The sequence below is a fragment of the Micromonospora sp. NPDC048986 genome (assembly GCF_040649335.1).
GTDB classification, from domain to species: domain Bacteria; phylum Actinomycetota; class Actinomycetes; order Mycobacteriales; family Micromonosporaceae; genus Micromonospora; species Micromonospora alfalfae.
Genome location: NZ_JBEZFJ010000006.1, coordinates 174,009 through 193,450, shown reverse-complemented (window position 1 = coordinate 193,450; position 19,442 = coordinate 174,009). Strand labels below are relative to the sequence as shown.

Genomic DNA, 19,442 nt, shown 5'->3' with positions numbered 1-19,442 from the left:
CCGGCTGGCCAACCGTCGCGCGGAGCGCGAGAAAGGGCAGTAGGCTCCGGACCGGACACGAAGTCCGCCAACGGGCATTGCGCGCCGATCGGACGTACGGCACGATGGCGCGGTGGGTCACGCTCCGTTACCGGATAGCGGTTTTCTTGAGGATTGGGCCGCGCGGTTGCGGCAGGCCGCCGAGCGGCCGGTGGTCGGCATCGTGTTGCGCGGCAGCCACGCCCGCCGCGCCGCCACCGCGCACAGCGACGTCGACCTCGACGTGTTGGTCGGCGGCGCCCCGTACGCGGCCCGCCGGGCCTACCTGGACGAGTCCGCAGGCCAGGTCACTCACGTTTCGGTGGCCGCCCGGGACATCCGGTCCTGGGTGCACCGGCTGGGCGAACCGGCCGACTGGGCGTTCGGGCTGCCTGTCACCGCGCCGGCGCGGCTGCTCTGGGCCGACCCGCACTGGCGGCCCCGGATCGACCTGCCGGTGCTCTGCCAGCCCGCCGAGCCACCCCGACTGGAAGAGATGATCGCCACGCTGGGTAAGGCCGCCGCCGCCCGCGCGGCCAGCGATCGTCTCGGGGTCCGGCTCGCCGTCGCCGACCTGGCGCGGCTCTGCCCCTCGGTGCTGCGACCGGCCAACCCGTCCGTGCGGGTCCACTCCCGCCGGGCGGCCTTCGCGGCGGCCCTGGAACTGCCGGTGGCGCCACCCGGCTACCGGACGGACATGCTGCTCTGCCTCGGGTTGCGCCCGGGCGCCACCGGGCAGCTCTGGGCCGCCGCCGTTCGGCTGGTCGCCGGCACGCTGCCGTTGATCCGGCCGTACGCCGAGGAGATCGCCGACACCGCCGGCGCGGACCTGGCCGCCGCCCTGGTCGACGGCCGGCTGGACCGCTACGTCGCCCAACTGGCCCGACCGGCCGGGCCCTCGTCGCCGTCCGGGCCCTCGTCGCGGCCCCGGTCCTCGTCGCAGTCCCGGTCCTCGTCGCAGCCCTTGCTCCCGTCCCAGCGCTGGCTCTCGGGGCCTCCGCCGCAGCCCTGGCGGGAGCGGTCGGCGGCGCCCGCGCCGCGTGCGGGAGAATTGGCGACTGTGCCCGTACCTGACCCGCCGGTGACCGGCGTCCCCAGCGATCCGAACGAGGTGGCCGCGTCGGCGCGCCCGTCCCGGCTCGACCCGGCCATCGCGGCCCAGTTGCGCCGCACCGCCGACGGTCTGGTCGCCGCCGTGGTGCGCGCGCACGACTCCGGTGAGGTGCTGATGGTGGCCTGGATGGACGACGAGGCGTTGCACCGCACCCTCACCACCGGCCGGGCCACCTACTGGTCGCGCAGCCGCCGCGAATACTGGGTCAAGGGCGCCACCTCCGGGCACCACCAGTACGTGCGGTCGGTCGCCCTGGACTGCGACGGGGACGCGCTGCTGGTGAGCGTGGACCAGGTCGGCGCGGCCTGCCACACCGGGCACCGGACCTGCTTCTTCACCGAGCTGCCCGTCACCGGGACGGAGGCGCCGTGAGCACGCGGAGCGCAGCGCGGCGACACACGGCAGTCGCTACCGAAAGGCGGGTCGGCCGATGACCGACGGCACCCTCAGCCCCGACCTGGACACCTTCACCGCGCTGGCCGCCGACTGGCGGGTGGTGCCGGTCACCCGGCGGCTGCTGGCCGACGCGGAGACACCGGTCGGGGTCTACCGGAAGCTGGCCGGCGGGCCGGGCACGTTCCTGTTGGAATCGGCCGAGCAGGGCGTCGGCTCGGCCGGCATGGCCTGGTCGCGGTACTCGTTCATCGGCGTCCGCAGCAGCGCGACCCTGATCGAGCGCGACGGCGTGGCGACCTGGCTCGGCCAGCCGCCGGCAGGGCTGAGCACCGAGGGTGACCCGGTGCGGATGCTGCGGGAGACGGTGGCGGCGCTGGCCGGCCCGGCCGGAGACCCGTCCGATGGTCTGCCGCCGCTGACCGGGGGCATGGTCGGCTACCTCGGCTACGACCTGATCCGGCGTTTCGAGCGGTTGCCCGAGCTGACCGAGGACGACCTGGGCGTCCCGGAGCTGGGCATGATGCTCGCCACCGACCTGGTGGTCCTCGACCACTACGACGGCTCCGCGATCCTGGTCGCCAACGCGGTGCTACCGCCGTTGGACGCACCGGACCGCGCCCCGCAGGTCGCCGCCGCCTACCACCACGCGGTGGGCCGGTTGGACGCGATGACCACGGCGCTGTCCCGGCCCATCCCACCGATGATCTCCACGGTCGAGCGTCCGCCGGCCGGCGAGGTGCTCTGCCGCACGCCCGACGGCGGCTACCCGAAGGCGGTGGAGGCGGCCAAGGAGGCGATCAGGGCCGGTGAGTGCTTCCAGATCGTGCTCTCCCAGCGCTTCGAGCGGACGACCCACGCCGACCCGCTGGACGTCTACCGGGTGCTGCGTACCAGCAACCCCAGCCCGTACATGTACCTGCTGCGCTTCGACGGTTTCGACATCGTCGGCTCGTCCCCCGAGGCGCACCTGAAGGTCACCGGGGCCGCCGACGGGCGACGCCGGGCGTTGTTGCACCCGATCGCCGGCACCCGGCCGCGGGGCGGCACCCCCGCCGCCGACGCCGCGCTCGCCGCCGAGCTGCTCGCCGACCCGAAGGAACGCGCCGAGCACGTGATGCTGGTCGACCTGGGCCGCAACGACCTGGGTCGGGTCTGTCAGCCCGGCACCGTGGAGGTGCCCGAGTTCGCCACCATCGAGCGGTACAGCCACGTCATGCACATCGTCTCCACTGTCACCGGCACGCTGCGTGACGACCAGAGCGCCTTCGACGCGCTGGCCGCGACCTTCCCGGCCGGCACGCTCTCCGGGGCGCCGAAGGTGCGTGCCATGGAGATCATCGAGGAGTTGGAACCGGTCCGTCGTGGCCTCTACGGCGGCACCGTCGGCTACTTCGGCTTCGGCGGCGACCTGGACATGGCGATCGCCATCCGGACCGCGCTCATGCGGGACGGCCGCGCCTACGTCCAGGCCGGGGCGGGGGTGGTCGCCGACTCGGACCCGGCCGCCGAGGACCAGGAGACGCGGAACAAGGCAGCGGCAGTGCTGGCTGCGATCGCGGCCGCCGAAACCCTCCGGCCGGCACGGTGAGCGCGAGGAGTGCGGCGAAGCGGAGCCCCGCGGTGAACGATGGGACGAGGTCGTGAGCGGCGGGGAGCGGTCCGTCACGGGCCGGCGCGCGTTGACGTACGCCGTGCTGCTCTGCCTGGCCGGCGCGGGCCTGGCGCTCTGGGCCGCGACGCGCAGCTGGTCGGTCGAGCTGACCGTACGTCCGGCGCCGCTGCCGCCGGTGCGGGACACCCGCAGCGGTGCGAGCCTGCTGCCGTGGCTGCCGGCGTTGGCCCTTGTGACACTGGCCGGGGCTGGCGCGGTGCTTGCCACCCGGGGTCGCCTGCGTCGGGTGCTCGGGGCGCTGCTCGGCGTGCTCGGCCTGGCCGTGGCGGCCGGCGGCGGGTACGGGCTGGTGGCCGATGTGGGCGGCGCCGCGAGCCGGCAGTGGCCGGCGCTCTGCCTGCTCGGTGGCCTGCTGGCCGCCGGGGGTGGCTGGTGGACGGCGGTGCGTGGCGCTGACTGGCCGGCGATGGGCGCCCGGTACGAACGTCCGGCGCGGACCGGGCCGCAGGCCGCGCCGGCGCAGGGCGACCCGGTTGTGCCGCCGACGCCGTTGGCGGGGCGGCGGACCACCGAGGCGTGGGACGCGCTGGACCGGGGCGAGGACCCGACGGACGACTGACGCGGTGGCCGCGACAGCCGGCGGATTGTCAGCCGACCGGCTGGCGTTCCCACTGGGTACGGTGACTGGCGGCGCGGGCGGCGGTCAGTTCGGCGACCAGGCGGTTCAGCTCGGCCCGTTGGTCGGCGCGGGCCCGGTCGGCGCAGACCGCCTCCCAGGCGTTGCCCCGTGCCGTCCGCATCCGTCCCTCGCCCACCACTGCCCGTTCCACTGTGTGCACCACTCCGACGGCGAGCGATGCCACGGTCCGCGAGATGGTGGTCAGTCCGATGGTCGGGTTCGGCTCGGAAATGCTCATGGTCACCTCGCACGAGGAGTTGCTGCGGTCGGGGCAGGCGCGCCATCGAGTCTGCCCGAGGACGATGCTCGCCCGTCGACGTTTCGCCGCGGTGACCGCCCGGTCAACTGTCTCGCCTCGGTCGTGACCAGGCACCGTCCGTTCGGCCTTGAGCTTGCTCACAGCATCGACTGGCATCGCTGCCGCCGGGCGGCGAGCGGAAACTGGTGGCATGATCGATGGATCGGCCCGGTCTGACTGTGGCCGCCAGGCTCCGTACCGCGTGACGGTGGTCGATACCGGAGGTGGCGCTGCGTGACAACCCCTTCACGGCAAGTCGGCCATTATGCCGCAGGCCTTTTCGTGAGCAGCGCCATACCCCCGGCATTCGGCGTCGGTCGGCTGCCCCTAGCATCGGCCCATGACGCCCGGAGAGGGGAGTCCGTTCGTGACTGCTGAGCATGCGCACGCGGAGGGGGACGAGGCCGGCCAGGCAGCGTCCGTAAGCGTGCTCGACGAGATCCTGGCCGGCGTGCGTGAAGACGTCGCCCGACGCCAGGAGCAGGTTCCGCTGGAGCGGATCCGTGAACTGGCAGCGGCGGCGCCGCCACCCATGGACGCGTACGCCGCGCTGCGCAAGCCCGGCGTGGCGGTGATCGCCGAGGTGAAGCGTTCGTCGCCGTCCAAGGGCCGGCTGGCCGAGATCGCCGATCCGGCTGACCTCGCTGTCGACTACGCGGCCGGTGGGGCGCGGGCGATCAGCGTGCTGACCGAGGGGCGCTGGTTCGGCGGTTCGCTGGACGACCTGGCGGCCGTCCGTGCGGCGGTCACCGTGCCGGTGCTGCGCAAGGACTTCGTGGTCTCCAGCTATCAGATCCACGAGGCCCGCGCGCACGGCGCCGACCTGGTGCTGCTGATCGTCGCCGCACTTGAGCAGAACGTCCTGATGGGCCTGCTGGAGCGCATCGAGTCGCTGGGCATGACAGCCCTGGTCGAGGTGCACGACGAGGAAGAGGCCGACCGCGCGTTGGAGGCCGGCGCGCAGGTGATCGGGGTCAACGCCCGTGACCTGCGTACCCTGGAGGTCGACCGGTCGGTGTTCGAGCGGATCGCGCCCGGCCTGCCCAGCAGCGTCGTCAAGATCGCCGAATCCGGCGTTCGTGGCCCGCACGACCTGATCCGGTACGCCTCCGCGGGCGCCGACGCGGTCCTCGTGGGTGAGGGCCTGGTCACCCAGAAGAGCCCCCGCGAGGCGGTAGCCGAGTTGGTCAACGCCGGCAACCACCCGGCAACGCCCCGGCCGGTGCGCTGACCCCGCCCCGGTCCGACGTCCCACCGAGAGGATCCCCGATGAGCGCCGACGCGCTGGCCCCGGTGGCCGGCCCGCAGCCCGACTCCGCCGGCCACTTCGGCCGCTTCGGCGGTCGGTTCGTTCCCGAGGCCCTGGTGGCCGCGCTGGACGAGCTCGACGGGGCGTGGCGTACGGCGATGGCGGACGAGTCCTTCCGGGCGGAGTTCGGCGCGCTGCTGCGCGACTACGCCGGCACGCCGTCGCTGCTCTACGAGGCCCGGCGGTTCTCCGCGAAGGTCGGCGCGCGGGTGCTGCTCAAGCGCGAGGACCTCAACCACACGGGTGCGCACAAGGTGCGCAACGTGCTCGGCCAGGCGCTGCTCACCAAGCGGATGGGCAAGACCCGCGTGATCGCGGAGACCGGCGCCGGCCAGCACGGTGTCGCCACCGCGACCGCCGCCGCCCTGTTCGACCTGGAGTGTGTGGTCTACATGGGCCAGGTCGACACCGAGCGGCAGGCGCTCAACGTGGCCCGGATGCGGATGCTCGGCGCTACCGTCGTCCCGGTCACCAACGGCTCGCGCACCCTCAAGGACGCGATGAACGAGGCGATGCGCGACTGGGTGGCGAACGTCGACGAGACGCACTACCTGATCGGCACCGCCGCGGGCCCGCACCCGTTCCCGGCGATGGTGCGCGACTTCGTTCGGGGCATCGGTGACGAGGCCCGTCAGCAGTGCCTGGACCTCACCGGTGGGCTGCCGGACGCCGTCACCGCGTGCGTCGGCGGCGGCTCCAACGCGCTGGGCATCTTCCACGCGTTCGTGGGCGACGAGGCCGTGCGGCTGTACGGCTTCGAAGCCGGTGGCGACGGGGTGGCCACCGGCCGGCACGCGGCGAGCATCACCGGCGGGTCGGCCGGGGTGCTGCACGGCACCCGCACCTTCGTGCTCCAGGACGCTGACGGGCAGACCCTGGAGTCGCACTCGATCTCCGCCGGCCTGGACTACCCGGGCGTCGGGCCCGAGCACGCGTGGCTGCACGACACCGGCCGGGCGAACTACCTGCCGGTCACCGACGACGAGGCGATGGCCGCGTTCGAGCTGCTCTGCCGCACCGAGGGCATCATCCCGGCGATCGAGAGCGCACACGCGCTCGCCGGCACCGTCGCGTTGGCTCCCAAGCTCGCCGCGGAGCTGGGCCGGGAGCCCACGATCGTGGTCAACCTCTCCGGGCGGGGCGACAAGGACGTGCACACCGCCGGTGACTACTTCGGCATCCTCGACAAGGAGCGGTGAGATGAGCCGGATCGGGGTGGCCTTCGACAAAGCCCGCGCCGACGGACGGGCACTGCTGGTCGGCTGCATGCCGGCCGGTTTCCCCACCGTCGAGGGCAGCATCGCCGCGATGACCGCCATGGTCGAGGCCGGCGTCGACGTGATCGAGGTGGAGATCCCCTACTCCGACCCGGTGATGGACGGGCCGGTGATCCAGCGGGCCAGCGACATCGCCCTGGCCGGGGGCGTACGCACTGCGGACACGATGCGCATCATTGAGGCGGTGGCGGCCACCGGCGCTCCGGTGGTCACCATGACCTACTGGAACCCGGTCGAGCGGTACGGCGTGGACGTCTTCGCCCGTGACCTGGCCTCCGCCGGCGGCACCGGTCTGATCACCCCGGACCTGATCCCTGACGAGGCCGACGAGTGGCTGGCCGCCTCGGAGGCGCACGGGCTGGACCGCACGTTCCTGGTCTCGCCGTCGTCCACCGACGCCCGGCTGGCGATGACGGTCCAGCACTGCCGCGGTTTCGTCTACGCGACCGCGGTGATGGGGGTGACCGGCGCCCGGGCGCGTACCTCCGACGCCGCCCCGACACTGGTCTCCCGGGCCCGCGCGGTCACCGACCTGCCGATCGGCGTTGGCCTGGGTGTCGGTACCGGCGCGCAGGCCGGCACCGTCGCCGGTTACGCCGATGGGGTGATCGTCGGCAGCGCGCTGGTCCGGTGTGTGCTCGACGCGCCCACCGAGGCCGACGGGCTGGCCGCCCTGCGCACGCTCAGCGCCGAACTCGCCGAAGGCGTCCGTAACCCCACCCGCTGAGCCCGGCGCTTGCTGGGCCCGGCCGCGCCGCTCGTCAGGGGTGCAGCGACGGGTCCACCGCCTCACCGCGTTGCTCCGGTGGCTGCCCCGCTCCCGGTTGGCTGTCCTGGCCGGTGCCCGGGCGCTGCGTGTCCTTGTCGGTCGTCGGCCGGCCGTGCTCGGCCGGGCGAGCCGCCGGCAGCGGCGCGGCGGCGATGGTGTCGGGCACGCAGGCGACGTCGCGGAGCACGCCGGAGCGACCGGCTGTCGCGTCGGTGACGGCGGCCCGGGTGAGCGGTGTGACCACCTCGGGCAGCGCGTCGGGGGAGTGCCAGGACAATCGGCAGCCCGGCGGTGGGTCGGTGGCGGGTCGGACACCGGCAGCGCGGGCCCGGAACACGTGCACGAGGACGTCCGGCAGCGGGCCGGCGCGTCCGGCGGCGGCCTCCCCTGAAGGGCCGCTCACCTGGTAGATGCCGACGAGGTCGGTCAGCTCGATCTCCCAGCCCGTCTCGGCGCGAATGTCCCGTAACGCCGCCCGCACCGGGCCCTCGGCCGGGCGCAGTCGTCCGCCGGGCAACGCGTAGCGGCGGGCACCCCGACCTTGCTGGCAGAGCAGCACCCGACCGGTGTCGTCGGTGACGACAGCGGCGACCGCCCAGGTGAGCGCGCTCATGGACAAAGAGCCTACGGCGGTGCAAACCACAAGTCACCGGGATGCGCCCTCCAGCGGACCGGGGTGCCGCTGTGGGGGTGTGCAGCGGTAGCGTGTGCAACCGTGACCCTCGCCTCGCTCTCTCCCCAGGCGGCCCTGCCCAGCCCCAGCACCGCGGTCTGGCAGCTCGGGCCGGTGCCGATCCGGGCCTACGCGCTCTGCATCATCGCCGGCATCGTGCTGGCCTGCTGGGTGACGGAGCGCCGGCTGCGGCAGCGCGGCGTCGCGCCCGGCGCAGTGCTCGACATCGCCGTCTGGGCGGTTCCCGCAGGCATCATCGGCGCCCGGATCTACCACGTGATCACCTCACCGGAGAAGTACTTCGGCGCCGGTGGGGACCCGATGAAGGCGTTCGCCATCTGGGAGGGCGGTCTCGGCATCTGGGGCGCGGTCGCCGGTGGCGCGGTCGGTGCCTGGATCGCGGCCCGACAGCTCGGCATTCCGTTCGGGGTGCTGGCCGACGCGCTCGCCCCCGGGCTGCCGCTGGCCCAGGCCGTCGGCCGGATCGGCAACTGGTTCAACAACGAGCTCTTCGGTGGCCGGACGACACTGCCGTGGGGTCTGGAGATCCACCGGATGGACCCGGACAACCCCGGGCACGCTCTCCGCGACGACGCCGGGCAGCCGATCCTCGAACCGGGTCTGTACCAGCCGACCTTCCTCTACGAGGCGCTGTGGAACCTCGGCGTCGTAGCTCTGGTCCTGGTCCTCGACCGCCGGCTCAAGCTTGGCCGGGGCCGGGCGTTCGCGCTCTACGTGATGGGTTACACGGTCGGCCGGTTCTGGATCGAGCTGATGCGCACCGATGAGGCCAACCAGATCCTCGGCGTCCGGCTCAACGTCTGGACGGCCGCGGTGGTCTTCCTCGGCGCGCTGATCTACTTCGTACGGGTGCGTGGCCCTCGGGACTACCTGATCCCGCTCGGCCCGGCAGCGACCACGACAGCGCCCCCCACGTCCGACCTGTCCCAGGTCGACCTCTCCGAGCGGGAGACCCCCACGCGGGCCGCCGCGCCGGAGGGCTACCGGGTGGTGAGCGAGGAGCAGTACGCGGTCTGGCAGGACACCGGCGTCGTACCGCCGGCGACCGACGACGACTCCCGGCCCGAGGATGACCAGCCGTCCGACGACACGGCATCCGCCGACCTCACGTCGAGCGATGACGAGCCGGTGGACGAGCCGTCCGGCGCCCGCACCGACCGGGCTGACGCTACCGGCGCGCGTCCCGCCGACCGGGACAGCTGAGCGGCACCGATGCGAAGCGCGGTGGTGGTCGGCGCAGGGGTGGGTGGCCTCGCGGTGGCCGGCGCGCTGGCCCGTTCCGGCTGGCAGGTCACAGTGTTGGAACGCGCCGAACGGGTCCGCCCCGAGCCGACCGCTGTGGTGCTCTGGCCCAACGGCGTGCGCGCGCTGCAGGCCCTCGGCCTCGGTGCCGGCCTGGCCGCCATCGCCACCCCGTTGCCCGACGGCGGGGTCCGTCGCCCGGACGGGCACTGGCTCGTGCAGCCCCGGCCCATCCCGGCCGACCGGATGCCGGTGGTGGTGCACCGGGAGGATCTGCACGACGCGCTGATCGCCGGCCTCGGCGAACGGGTCGAGTTGCGGACCGGGGTGACAGTGCGCCACGTCCGCGTCGAGCCGGGCGAGCGGCCGGGAGTCAGCGACGGGCGGCACACCATCGAGGCCGACCTGGTGGTCGCCGCCGACGGCACTGACAGCGGCATCCGCCGCCAACTCGCGCCCGAGTCCCGGGTGGTCAGCTCCGGGTGCGCCGCCTGGCGGGCCGTGATCCCCTGGTACCAGGCACCTCGGCTCCCCGACGATCAGCCGCTGGCCGGTGAGATTCTCGGCGCGGGTTACCGGTTCGTGGCCGCGTCGCTGGGCGAGCGCGGCTCCTCGGGCGGGTCCACCAGGGGCGGCATCTACTGGGTGGCCACCGCCGCCGGCGCGCCCCGCCCGGAACCACCGGAGACCCAGCTCGCCCTGCTACGCCGCTGGTACGCGGGCTGGCCCGCGCCGGTCGGCGCGCTGCTCGACGCCACCGACCCGGCCGACCTGGTCCAACAGGAGGTTCGTGAGCTGCGCCCGCTGCCCCGGGCGTACGGCTTTCCGGTCGGGCCCGGTGGGGTGGTGCTGCTCGGCGACGCGGCGCACGCCATGCCGCCGCACCTCGGGCAGGGCGCCTGCCTCGCGTTCGAGGACGCCGCGACGCTCGCGTCGCTGCTGCGGGAGGCCCGGCTGCCCGACGCCGTGCAGACGTACGACCGGGTGCGCCGCCCCCGGGCCGCGACGGTGGTCCGCCAGACCCGGCGGATGTCGGCGGTGCTGCAGACCCGGGGCCGGTTGGCGCTGCGCGCCCGGGACGCCGCGCTGGGCACGATCAACTCCCGGCTGCTCTCCAGCGCCGCCGCCTCCGCCGCCCAGTGGCGCCCACCGACCTGACCTCGACCGTGAGGCAGGTCAGCGCAGTGGGGCAGGTCAGGGGATGAGGGCGGCGGGTTCGGCGATGCAGGCGGTGCCGATTCGGCGGAAGCCGACCCGCAGGTAGACCCGCGCGATCTCCTCGCTGCCGGCGGAGAGGAAGACCAGCTCGGTGCCGGCGGCCAGCAGTTCCCGGGCCAGGGTGGCGGTGAGCGCGGCGCCCAGCCCGCGTCGTCGGGCGGACGGCAGGGTGGCCACCCCGGCGATCTCCGCGACGTCGTCCACCCGCATCGCCATGCCGCTGGCCAGCGCGCCCTCGGTCGCTGTGCCGGCCAGCGCGGAGATCCGTCGCCCGTCGGCGATCCGGGCACGCTCCTCGTCGAGCGCGGCCAGTTCGAGTTCGGTGACGGCGGCGTCGCGTTCGGCCGGGCCCGCCTCGCCGGGCGCGGTGCCGGCGGCGGCGAATGCCACCGCTGCCACCGCACGCCGTGCGGCGACATCGGCGGCGAAGCCGGGGGAGTCGGCTGCCAGCACCCGTACCGCCGCGTCGGAGAGCGTCGCCGGGTCGGGCAGCGCGCCCGGGTCGAGCACCATCAGCGGCGCCTCCAGCACGCTGAGCCCCGCCGAGCGGGCCACCGCCAGCAGCTCCGGGGTCGTCTCGTGCACCCACTCGAACGCTTCTGGCAGGCCCAGCTTCCGCTGGCGTTCGCGGACCGAGACCACGTCGGCCAGCGACGGCGGCTCACTGGCGTCGATCCGGGGACGGGCGTAGAACGGCCACCCGGCGCCTTCGCGGACGAACAGCACCAGCGCGCCATGCTCCTCCGCACCGGCGACGTCGCGGGGCACCGCGTCGTAGAAGCGTTCCAACCGGTCGAAGACGTGCTTGTGTAGCGGATCCACCGCGCGAGACTACACGTCCCAGCCAGTGGACGGTGTGATCAATCTCGGGTGGCCGTGCGACCCCGGCCCTAACGTAGACTCAATAGACCCACGGGCCGACGTCGTCCCCACCATGATCCAACCTGAGTGACGACAGGAGGCCCGGTGGCTCAGCCGTACGCGGACACAGAACAGCCGCACCCGCACAGCCCACAGGCGTCCCCGACGCCCCACCCCCACCCGTCCGCCCAGGGCCTCTACGACCCAGCGCAGGAGCACGATGCCTGCGGCGTGGCCTTCGTGGCGGACCTGCACGGCCGGCGTTCACACTCGGTCGTCGCCAATGGGCTCGGCGCGCTCTGTCGGCTGGACCACCGGGGCGCCCGTGGCGCGGAGCCGAACACCGGCGACGGCGCCGGCATCATGATCCAGGTGCCCGACGCGTTCCTGCGCGCGGTGGCCGACGTCGCGCTTCCTCCGGCCGGCGAGTACGCCACGGGGCTGGTCTTCCTTCCCGACGACGATGCCGCCGAGGAGCGTGCCCGCCGGGTGGTCGAGAAGTACGCACTGGTCGAGGGTGCCGACCTGCTCGGTTGGCGGGACGTGCCGATCGACCCGAGTGACCTGGGCGAGACCGCCCTGGCGGCGATGCCCCGCGTCCGGCAGCTCTTTCTGGCCGCGCACCGCCTCACCGACGCGCCCGACGGGCCGGCCGGCTCCCCGCTGCGCGGCCTCGACCTGGACCGGGTGGCGTTCTGCCTGCGCAAGCAGGCCGAACGGGAGACCGCCGAGCGTGGTGTTCCGGCGTACTTCCCGTCGCTGTCCAGCCGCACCATGGTCTACAAGGGCATGCTCACGCCCGACCAGTTGCCGGCGTTCTACCCGGACCTGCGCGACGAGCGGGTGGACAGCGCGATCGCCTTGGTGCACTCCCGCTTCTCCACGAACACCTTCCCGTCCTGGCCGCTCGCGCACCCGTACCGGTTCATCGCCCACAACGGCGAGATCAACACGATCCGGGGCAACCGCAACTGGATGCAGGCCCGCGAGGCGCTTCTGCGCTCGCCGAACGTGCCGGGAAACATCCGGCGGGTCTTTCCGGTCTGCACCCCCGCAGCCTCCGACTCGGCGAACTTCGACGAGGTCCTGGAGCTGCTGCACCTGGCCGGGCGGAGCCTGCCGCACGCGGTGCTGATGATGATCCCCGAGGCCTGGGAGAACGACCCGGGGATGGACCCGGCCAAGCGCGCCTTCTACCGCTTCCACGCCAGCCTGATGGAGCCGTGGGACGGTCCGGCGTCGGTGGCCTTCACCGACGGCGAGATCGTCGGCGCGGTGCTGGACCGCAACGGGCTGCGCCCGGGGCGCTGGTGGCAGACCGACGACGGGCTCGTGGTGCTCGGCTCCGAGGCGGGCGTCCTCGACCTCGACCCGGCCCACGTGGTCGCCAAGGGTCGGCTCCAGCCGGGCCGGATGTTCCTGGTCGACACAGTGGCCGGGCGGATCGTGCACGACGAGGAGATCAAGTCCGAGTTGGCCGCGGCCCAGCCGTACGGCGAGTGGCTGCACGCCGGGCTGATCGAGCTGAACGACCTGCCGGCCCGCGAGCACACCGTCTACACGCACGACTCGGTGCGCCGTCGGCAGCAGACCTTCGGCTACACCGTGGAAGAGCTGAAGATCCTGCTCGGGCCGATGGCCCGCACCGGCGCCGAGCCGCTCGGTTCGATGGGTACGGACACCCCGATCGCGCCGCTGTCCACAAGGCCGCGGCTGCTCTACGACTACTTCCACCAGCTCTTCGCCCAGGTCACCAACCCGCCGCTGGACGCCATCCGCGAAGAGCTGGTGACCAGCCTGGCGTCGACGATCGGGCCGGAGGGCAACCTGCTCGACCCGGGTGCCGCGAGCTGCCGGCAGATCGTGCTCCCGCACCCGATCATCGACAACGACGAGCTGGCGAAGATCCTCTCCATCGACGAGGACGGCGACCTGCCCGGCTTCAAGGCGGTCCGGGTCTCCGGGCTGTACCGGATCCGGGAGGGCGCCGCCGGGATCAAGGCGCGGCTGACCGAGATCTGCCGGCACGTCTCCGAGGCGATCGAGGACGGCGTGCGCATCCTGGTGCTCTCCGACCGGGACTCCAACGCCGACCTGGCGCCGATCCCGTCGCTGCTGCTCACCGCGGCCGTGCACCAGCACCTGGTGCGCGAGCAGACCCGTACGCGGGCGGCGTTGATCGTCGAGTCCGGGGACTGCCGGGAGGTGCACCACGCGGCGGTGCTGATCGGCTACGGCGCGGCGGCGGTCAACCCGTACCTGGCGTTCGAGTCGGTCGAGGACATGATCGCCACTGGCATGTTGGCCGGGGTGGAGCCCGCCGCAGCGGTGCGCAACTACGCGAAGGCGCTCGGCAAGGGCGTCCTGAAGATCATGTCCAAGATGGGCATCTCGACGGTCTCCTCGTACTGCGGTGCGCAGGTCTTCGAGGCGGTCGGCCTGGACAGCCGGCTTGTCGAGCGCTACTTCCGGGGCACTCCCAGCCGCATCGGCGGGGTGGGTCTCGCCGGCGTGCACACCGAGGTGGCCGCCCGGCACGCGTTGGCCTGGCCGCCGGCCGGCACCGCCACCTCCGACCGGTTGGAGGTCGGTGGCGAGTACCAGTGGCGTCGCGAGGGTGAGCTGCACCTGTTCAACCCGGAGACGGTCTTCCTGCTGCAGCACGCCACCCGCAGTCGGCAGTACGACGTCTTCCGGCAGTACACCGCCAAGGTCGACGCGCTCGCCGCGCAGGCCGGCTCGCTGCGCGGGCTGTTCACACTGCGCACCGGGGTCCGTCCGGCGGTGCCGATCGAGGAGGTCGAGCCGGCCACCGAGATCGTCAAGCGCTTCGCCACCGGCGCCATGTCGTACGGGTCGATCTCGGCGGAGGCGCACGAGACGCTCGCCATCGCGATGAACCGGCTCGGCGGCAAGTCCAACACCGGTGAGGGCGGCGAGGACGTCGAGCGGCTGCACGACCCGGCCCGCCGGTCGGCGGTCAAGCAGATCGCCAGCGGCCGCTTCGGTGTGACAAGCGAATACCTGGTCAACGCCGACGACCTTCAGATCAAGATGGCCCAGGGCGCCAAGCCGGGCGAGGGCGGTCAGCTGCCCGGTAACAAGGTCTGGCCGTGGATCGCCCGGACCCGCCACGCCACCCCGGGCGTGGGGCTGATCTCCCCGCCGCCGCACCACGACATCTACTCCATCGAGGACCTCGCCCAGTTGGTGCACGACCTGAAGTGCGTCAACCCGGCGGCCCGGGTGCACGTCAAGCTGGTCAGCGAGGTCGGCGTCGGCACCGTCGCCGCCGGTGTGGCAAAGCTCAAGGCGGACGTCATCCTGATCTCCGGCCACGACGGCGGCACCGGCGCCTCCCCGATGAACTCGCTCAAGCACGCCGGCACCCCGTGGGAGCTGGGGTTGGCCGAGGCGCAGCAGACGCTGTTGCTCAACAAGCTGCGCGACCGGGTCACTGTGCAGGTCGACGGCCAGCTCAAGACCGGCCGGGACGTGCTGGTCGCGGCGCTGCTCGGCGCGGAGGAGTTCGGCTTCGCGACAGCGCCGCTGATCGTCGAGGGTTGCGTGATGATGCGCGTCTGCCACCTGGACACCTGCCCGGTCGGCATCGCCACGCAGAATCCCGTGCTGCGCGAGCGCTTCACCGGCAAGCCGGAGTTCGTGGAGAACTTCTTCCTCTTCCTCGCCGAGGAGGTCCGGGGGTACCTGGCCGAGTTGGGTCTCCGGTCGATCGAGGAGGCGATCGGGCAGTCGGAGCTGCTCGACGTGGCCCCCGCGGTGACGCACTGGAAGGCGCACGGGTTGGACCTGGCGCCCGTCCTGCACCTGCCGGAGCTGCCCGCCGGCGTGGCCCGACGCGGGGTCCGCGCGCAGGATCACGGCCTGGAGCAGGCGCTCGACAACGAGCTGATCGCGTTGGCCCGTCCGGCGCTGGCGGACGGAGCGCCGGTGCGGGTCGAGGTGGCGGTGCGCAACGAGCACCGCAGCGTCGGCGCGATGCTCGGCGGTGAGGTGACCCGTCGCTTCGGTGGCGCCGGCCTTCCGGAGGACACCATCGAGTTCGTGCTGCACGGCACGGCTGGGCAGTCGTTCGGCGCGTTCCTGCCGCGCGGGGTGACACTGCGCCTGCACGGCGACGCCAACGACTACGTGGGCAAGGGCCTCTCCGGGGGTCGGCTCATCGTCCGTCCGGACGCCGCCGCGCCGTTCCTCGACCCGGACGCCGAGCCGGGGCAGCGGGCCGAGGATCAGATCATCGCCGGCAACACCATCCTGTACGGGGCCACCGCGGGCGAGGTCTTCCTGCGCGGCCGGGTGGGGGAGCGGTTCGCGGTGCGCAACTCCGGCGCGATCGCCGTGGTCGAGGGTGTCGGTGACCATGGTTGCGAGTACATGACCGGCGGCACTGTGGTGGTGCTGGGCGCGACCGGCCGGAACTTCGCCGCGGGCATGTCCGGCGGCACGGCGTTCGTGCACCACCTGGACCGGTCCCGGGTCAACGCGGAGCTGGTCGACCTGCTGCCGCTGGGCGAGCAGGAGCAGTCGCTCCTGCACGAGCTGGTCCAACGGCACGTGGCCGAGACCGGGTCGGCTGTCGCCGAGGAGCTGCTCAAGCGGTGGCCGGAGGCGGTGGCCGAGTTCACCGCCGTGGTACCCCGCGACTACCGCCGGGTGCTGGAGATCATGCGGGCCGCCGAAGCAGCCGGCCGCGACGTCGACGACGCGGTGATGGGCGCGCTGAGCGCGCCCGCCGCGCCGGTGCCGCCCGCCCCGCGGGTGGCTGCCCAGGAGGTGGCACGTGCCTGACCCGAACGGTTTCCTGCGCTACGACCGGCGGCTGCCGGCCCGCCGGCCGGTGCCGGTGCGGATCAGCGACTGGCGGGAGGTGTACCCGCCGGCCGGCGAGGAGTTGGTCCGTGAGCAGGCCACCCGGTGCATGGACTGCGGCATCCCGTTCTGCCACGACGGCTGCCCGCTGGGCAATCGCATCCCGGACTGGAACGACCTGGTGCGTACCGGCAACTGGGACGCCGCAGTGGAGTCGCTGCACGCCACCAACAACTTCCCGGAGTTCACCGGCCGGCTCTGCCCCGCGCCCTGCGAGGCGGCCTGCGTGCTCGGCATCTCCGGCGGTCAACCGGTGACCATCAAGCAGGTGGAGGTGGAGATCGCCGACGCCGCCGCGGCGCGCGGGTTCACCCCCCACCCGGTGCCGGCGCCGTCGGGCCGGTCGGTCGCCGTCGTCGGCTCCGGGCCCGCCGGCCTCGCCGCCGCCCAGCAGCTGGCCCGCGCCGGTCACGCGGTGACCGTGTACGAACGCGACGACGCGATCGGTGGCCTGCTGCGGTACGGCATCCCGGACTTCAAGTTGGAGAAGCGGCACATCGATGCCCGGCTGGCCCAGCTCACCGCCGAGGGGGTGCGCTTGCGCACCGGTGTGAACGTCGGGGTGGACGTCACCGCCGAACAGTTGCGCGCCGAGCACGACGCGGTGCTGCTGGCCTGTGGTGCGTTGCAGGGCCGGGACACCCCGGAGACCCCGGGGCGGGCGCTTCGGGGCGTACACCAGGCGATGGCGCATCTGGTCGCGGCGAATCGCGCGGTCGCCACGGCGGCCACCGACCAGGCCGGCGTGGTGGCCACCGCCGAGCGTCGGCTGGCGCCGGCGGTGTTGCCGGACGGCACGCCGATCGACGCGGCCGGCAAGCACGTGGTGATCATCGGCGGAGGTGACACGGCGGCCGACTGTCTCGGCGTCGCGCACCGTCAGGGCGCCGCGGGCGTGCACCAGCTCGACCTGTACCCGCAGCCGCCGCAGGAGCGCGACGAGGCACGGGATCCGTGGCCGACCTGGCCGTGGGTGTTGCGCAGTTACCCGGCGCACGAGGAGGGCGGCGAGCGGGTCTTCGCCGTGGCGGTGCAGGAGTTCGTCGACGACGGTGCCGGCCAGGTGCGGGCGGTGCGGATCGCCGAGGTGACAGTGGAGAAGCGCGACGGCCGGCGGGTCGTCACGGTGGTGCCGGGCTCCGAGCGGGAGTTGCCGGCCGATCTGGTGCTGTTGGCGATCGGCTTCGAGGGCACCGAGCAGCAGCCGCTGTTGGCCCAGTTCGGTGTGGCCCGCAACCCTCGGGGCGCAATCGACGCCCGCGACGACTGGCAGACCGACGCCGACGGGGTGTTCGTGGCTGGTGACATGCACCGGGGCGCATCGTTGATCGTCTGGGCCATCGCCGAGGGGCGGGCGGTCGCCGCCGCCATCCACGGCTATCTGGGCGGTGTCGGTGCGTTGCCGGCCCCGGTGGGCCCGGCCGCGCAGGCCCTCGCCGCTCGCTGAGGTGCGGGTGTCCGGTCGGTGCGGCAGGTCCGCCACCGCACCGGCCGGGCGTTCCCGCTGGTGAAGCCGCTCACAAATGTGGGCAGAGAGGTTTAAGCCGGCAAGACTTGTCGGCTGCCGAACCGCGCCGCGATCGGTCTGAGTGAGCATGCTGCCGATCGCTGGAGGTTCGTCGTGGCCAGAGGTGCCACCTTCGCCGCGTTGCGCCACCGCAACTACCGGATCTGGGCGCTCGCCGGCTTCGTCTCCGTCATCGGCACGTGGATGCAGGTCCTCGGGGTCAACTGGTACGTCCTGAAGGAAACCGGCTCGGCGACGTCGATGGGTTTCGCCGTGCTGCTCCAGGCGGCGCCCACGCTGCTGCTCAGCGTCTGGGGTGGCGTGCTGGCCGACCGGTTGCCCGCCCGCCCGTTGCTGATCGCCGCCCAGGGCGCCCACGCGGCGCTCGCCGCCGGACTGGCGGCGGTCGCCCTGACCGGGGTCGGCGGCCTGCCGCTGATCTTCGCGATCTCGCTGGCCACCGGTGCCGTCTCGGCGATCGAAGGCCCGGTGATGGGGCGCTGGGCCGCCAGCCTCGTCGACCGGGAGACGCTGGGCAACGCGCTGGCGCTCGGTTCGCTCACCAACTCCGCCGGCCGCATCCTCGGCATGAGCCTCGGCGCCGTGGTGGTGGCCGCCGTCGGACCCGCCCTTCTGTTCGGCGTCAACGCGGCCAGCTTCGCCGCCGTGGTGGTGGCGCTGTTCGCCGTACGCCCGAAAGCGGTGCCCGGCCTCCCGGCCCCGGACGCCGGCCGGAGCCGGGGCGGTGTCCGCGCCGGGTTCGCCTACCTGCGCGGGCAGCCGGTGCTGCTCCTCGCGCTCGCCCTGTCGTTCGTGCTCGGCAGCCTGGGCCGCAACTACCAGGTGACCATGGCCGCGATGAGCGACGGTCCGCTGGACGCCGGGGCCTCCGGGTACGGCCTGCTGTCGACGGTGTTCGCTGTCGGCACCGTGGTGGGTGCGCTCGTCGCGGCCCGGCGGCGTTCGCTGGGCTACCGGACGCTTGTCGTCGCGGGCCTGGTCGCCAGCGGGTTGCAGATCGTCGCCGGCCTGGCACCGGGCACCTGGAGTTTCGCCGCGGTGATCCTGCCGATCGCCGCCGCCGCTGTGGTCATCGACACCACGGTCGGCACCCGCGCGCAGCTCGACACCGACGGTGCGATGCGGGGCCGGGTGCTCGCCGCCCTGGCTGTCACCGGCTCGGTCTCCGCCGCGGTCGGCGCCCCGCTGCTCGGTTGGCTCGCCGAACACGCCGGGCCCCGGCAGACGCTCGTCCTCGCCGGCGCCGCAGCGGCGATCGCCACGACGGCGGCGGGCGTCGCCCTGGACCGGCAGCGCGGCCGCGCGGCGACCCTCGCGCTTGTCGTTCCGCGACCTCGTCATCCGGTACGACGAGCGGCGTTCCGGGCCGCCCGCATGGTCCGGCCCACCGGTGCGGTCTGCGTCATCGCGCCCGCCGAAGCCGGTGCGGTGCGATCGGGCGGGGTGCGGCTCCGGGAGTTGGTCACCGCCGGGCCGGTGGCGAACCGCTGAGACGGCGGTCACCCCCCGGCGGCCGGCTTCCGGGACAGGGCGATAC

Annotated in this window: 13 protein-coding genes and 2 pseudogenes; 12 read left to right on the top strand and 3 right to left on the bottom strand. The window is 73.4% G+C overall.

The features are described from left to right. Nucleotides 1-514: 514 nt before the first annotated feature. From AB0B94_RS14885 to AB0B94_RS14870, 4 genes and pseudogenes are all read left to right on the top strand, one after another. Nucleotides 515-799, top strand: a pseudogene (locus tag AB0B94_RS14885) (phosphoribosyl-AMP cyclohydrolase); the annotation flags it as partial. 342 nt (nt 800-1,141) lie between these two features. Next, nucleotides 1,142-1,504, top strand: a pseudogene (gene hisI / locus AB0B94_RS14880) (phosphoribosyl-AMP cyclohydrolase); the annotation flags it as partial. Between the two features lie 58 nt (nt 1,505-1,562). Then, a complete protein-coding gene (locus AB0B94_RS14875; protein ID WP_357277856.1) occupies nt 1,563-3,116 on the top strand; it encodes an anthranilate synthase component I in 1,554 nt (517 codons plus the stop codon). A gap of 52 nt (nt 3,117-3,168) precedes the next feature. Continuing rightward, on the top strand, nt 3,169-3,759 hold the full coding sequence (locus AB0B94_RS14870) for a Trp biosynthesis-associated membrane protein (protein ID WP_357277853.1): 591 nt from the start codon (nt 3,169-3,171) through the stop codon (nt 3,757-3,759). A gap of 28 nt (nt 3,760-3,787) precedes the next feature. Here AB0B94_RS14870 and AB0B94_RS14865 read toward each other — a convergent pair whose 3' ends face one another. Beyond that, nucleotides 3,788-4,057: a hypothetical protein gene (locus tag AB0B94_RS14865; RefSeq protein ID WP_357278465.1), complete on the bottom strand. Its 270-nt coding sequence runs from the start codon at nt 4,055-4,057 to the stop codon at nt 3,788-3,790. Between the two features lie 487 nt (nt 4,058-4,544). Between AB0B94_RS14865 and trpC the strand changes: the two genes are divergently transcribed. Genes trpC through trpA form a run of 3 tightly spaced genes read left to right on the top strand, consistent with a single transcriptional unit; the run spans nt 4,545 to nt 7,430 of the window. Next, complete coding sequence (trpC, locus tag AB0B94_RS14860) at nt 4,545-5,348, top strand: indole-3-glycerol phosphate synthase TrpC (RefSeq protein ID WP_030334428.1); 804 nt, start codon at nt 4,545-4,547, stop codon at nt 5,346-5,348. 38 nt (nt 5,349-5,386) lie between these two features. After that, complete coding sequence (gene trpB, locus AB0B94_RS14855; RefSeq protein ID WP_238667348.1) at nt 5,387-6,625, top strand: tryptophan synthase subunit beta; 1,239 nt, start codon at nt 5,387-5,389, stop codon at nt 6,623-6,625. Between the two features lies 1 nt (nt 6,626). Continuing rightward, a complete protein-coding gene (gene trpA / locus AB0B94_RS14850; protein WP_357277846.1) occupies nt 6,627-7,430 on the top strand; it encodes a tryptophan synthase subunit alpha in 804 nt (267 codons plus the stop codon). A 34-nt stretch (nt 7,431-7,464) separates the two neighbouring features. Here trpA and AB0B94_RS14845 read toward each other — a convergent pair whose 3' ends face one another. Continuing rightward, nucleotides 7,465-8,085 (bottom strand): NUDIX hydrolase, encoded by a 621-nt coding sequence (locus AB0B94_RS14845; protein WP_357277841.1) that lies wholly within the window; start codon nt 8,083-8,085, stop codon nt 7,465-7,467. A gap of 102 nt (nt 8,086-8,187) precedes the next feature. Here AB0B94_RS14845 and lgt point away from each other — a divergent pair, with 102 nt between their 5' ends. Both lgt and AB0B94_RS14835 read left to right on the top strand, forming a co-directional pair. Then, entirely contained in the window at nt 8,188-9,369 is a 1,182-nt protein-coding gene (gene lgt / locus AB0B94_RS14840; protein ID WP_357277836.1) for a prolipoprotein diacylglyceryl transferase, read from the top strand. Nucleotides 9,370-9,378: 9 nt separating this feature from the next. Continuing rightward, complete coding sequence (locus tag AB0B94_RS14835) at nt 9,379-10,566, top strand: NAD(P)/FAD-dependent oxidoreductase (RefSeq protein ID WP_357277829.1); 1,188 nt, start codon at nt 9,379-9,381, stop codon at nt 10,564-10,566. A gap of 36 nt (nt 10,567-10,602) precedes the next feature. Here the strand turns inward: AB0B94_RS14835 and AB0B94_RS14830 are convergent, their stop codons facing one another. Then, nucleotides 10,603-11,448, bottom strand: coding sequence for a GNAT family N-acetyltransferase (locus AB0B94_RS14830; protein ID WP_357277826.1), 846 nt, complete (start codon nt 11,446-11,448; stop codon nt 10,603-10,605). A 144-nt stretch (nt 11,449-11,592) separates the two neighbouring features. Between AB0B94_RS14830 and gltB the strand changes: the two genes are divergently transcribed. The 3 genes from gltB to AB0B94_RS14815 all read left to right on the top strand — a co-directional run bounded on the left by gltB (nt 11,593) and on the right by AB0B94_RS14815 (nt 19,396). Beyond that, on the top strand, nt 11,593-16,296 hold the full coding sequence (gene gltB / locus AB0B94_RS14825) for a glutamate synthase large subunit (protein WP_357277816.1): 4,704 nt from the start codon (nt 11,593-11,595) through the stop codon (nt 16,294-16,296). Continuing rightward, nucleotides 16,289-17,824 (top strand): glutamate synthase subunit beta, encoded by a 1,536-nt coding sequence (locus AB0B94_RS14820; RefSeq protein ID WP_357277812.1) that lies wholly within the window; start codon nt 16,289-16,291, stop codon nt 17,822-17,824. Before gltB ends, AB0B94_RS14820 begins: the two co-directional genes overlap by 8 nt. 174 nt (nt 17,825-17,998) lie before the next feature. Beyond that, nucleotides 17,999-19,396 (top strand): MFS transporter, encoded by a 1,398-nt coding sequence (locus AB0B94_RS14815; protein ID WP_357277809.1) that lies wholly within the window; start codon nt 17,999-18,001, stop codon nt 19,394-19,396. The last annotated feature ends 46 nt before the right edge of the window (nt 19,397-19,442 follow it).

Coding starts and splice junctions, on each gene's coding strand:
- AB0B94_RS14865 (WP_357278465.1), bottom strand. CDS start 4,057: ATGAGCATTTCCGAGCCGAACCCGACCATCGGACTGACCACCATCTCG.
- trpB (WP_238667348.1), top strand. CDS start 5,387: ATGAGCGCCGACGCGCTGGCCCCGGTGGCCGGCCCGCAGCCCGACTCC.
- trpA (WP_357277846.1), top strand. CDS start 6,627: ATGAGCCGGATCGGGGTGGCCTTCGACAAAGCCCGCGCCGACGGACGG.
- AB0B94_RS14835 (WP_357277829.1), top strand. CDS start 9,379: ATGCGAAGCGCGGTGGTGGTCGGCGCAGGGGTGGGTGGCCTCGCGGTG.
- AB0B94_RS14875 (WP_357277856.1), top strand. CDS start 1,563: ATGACCGACGGCACCCTCAGCCCCGACCTGGACACCTTCACCGCGCTG.
- AB0B94_RS14845 (WP_357277841.1), bottom strand. CDS start 8,085: ATGAGCGCGCTCACCTGGGCGGTCGCCGCTGTCGTCACCGACGACACC.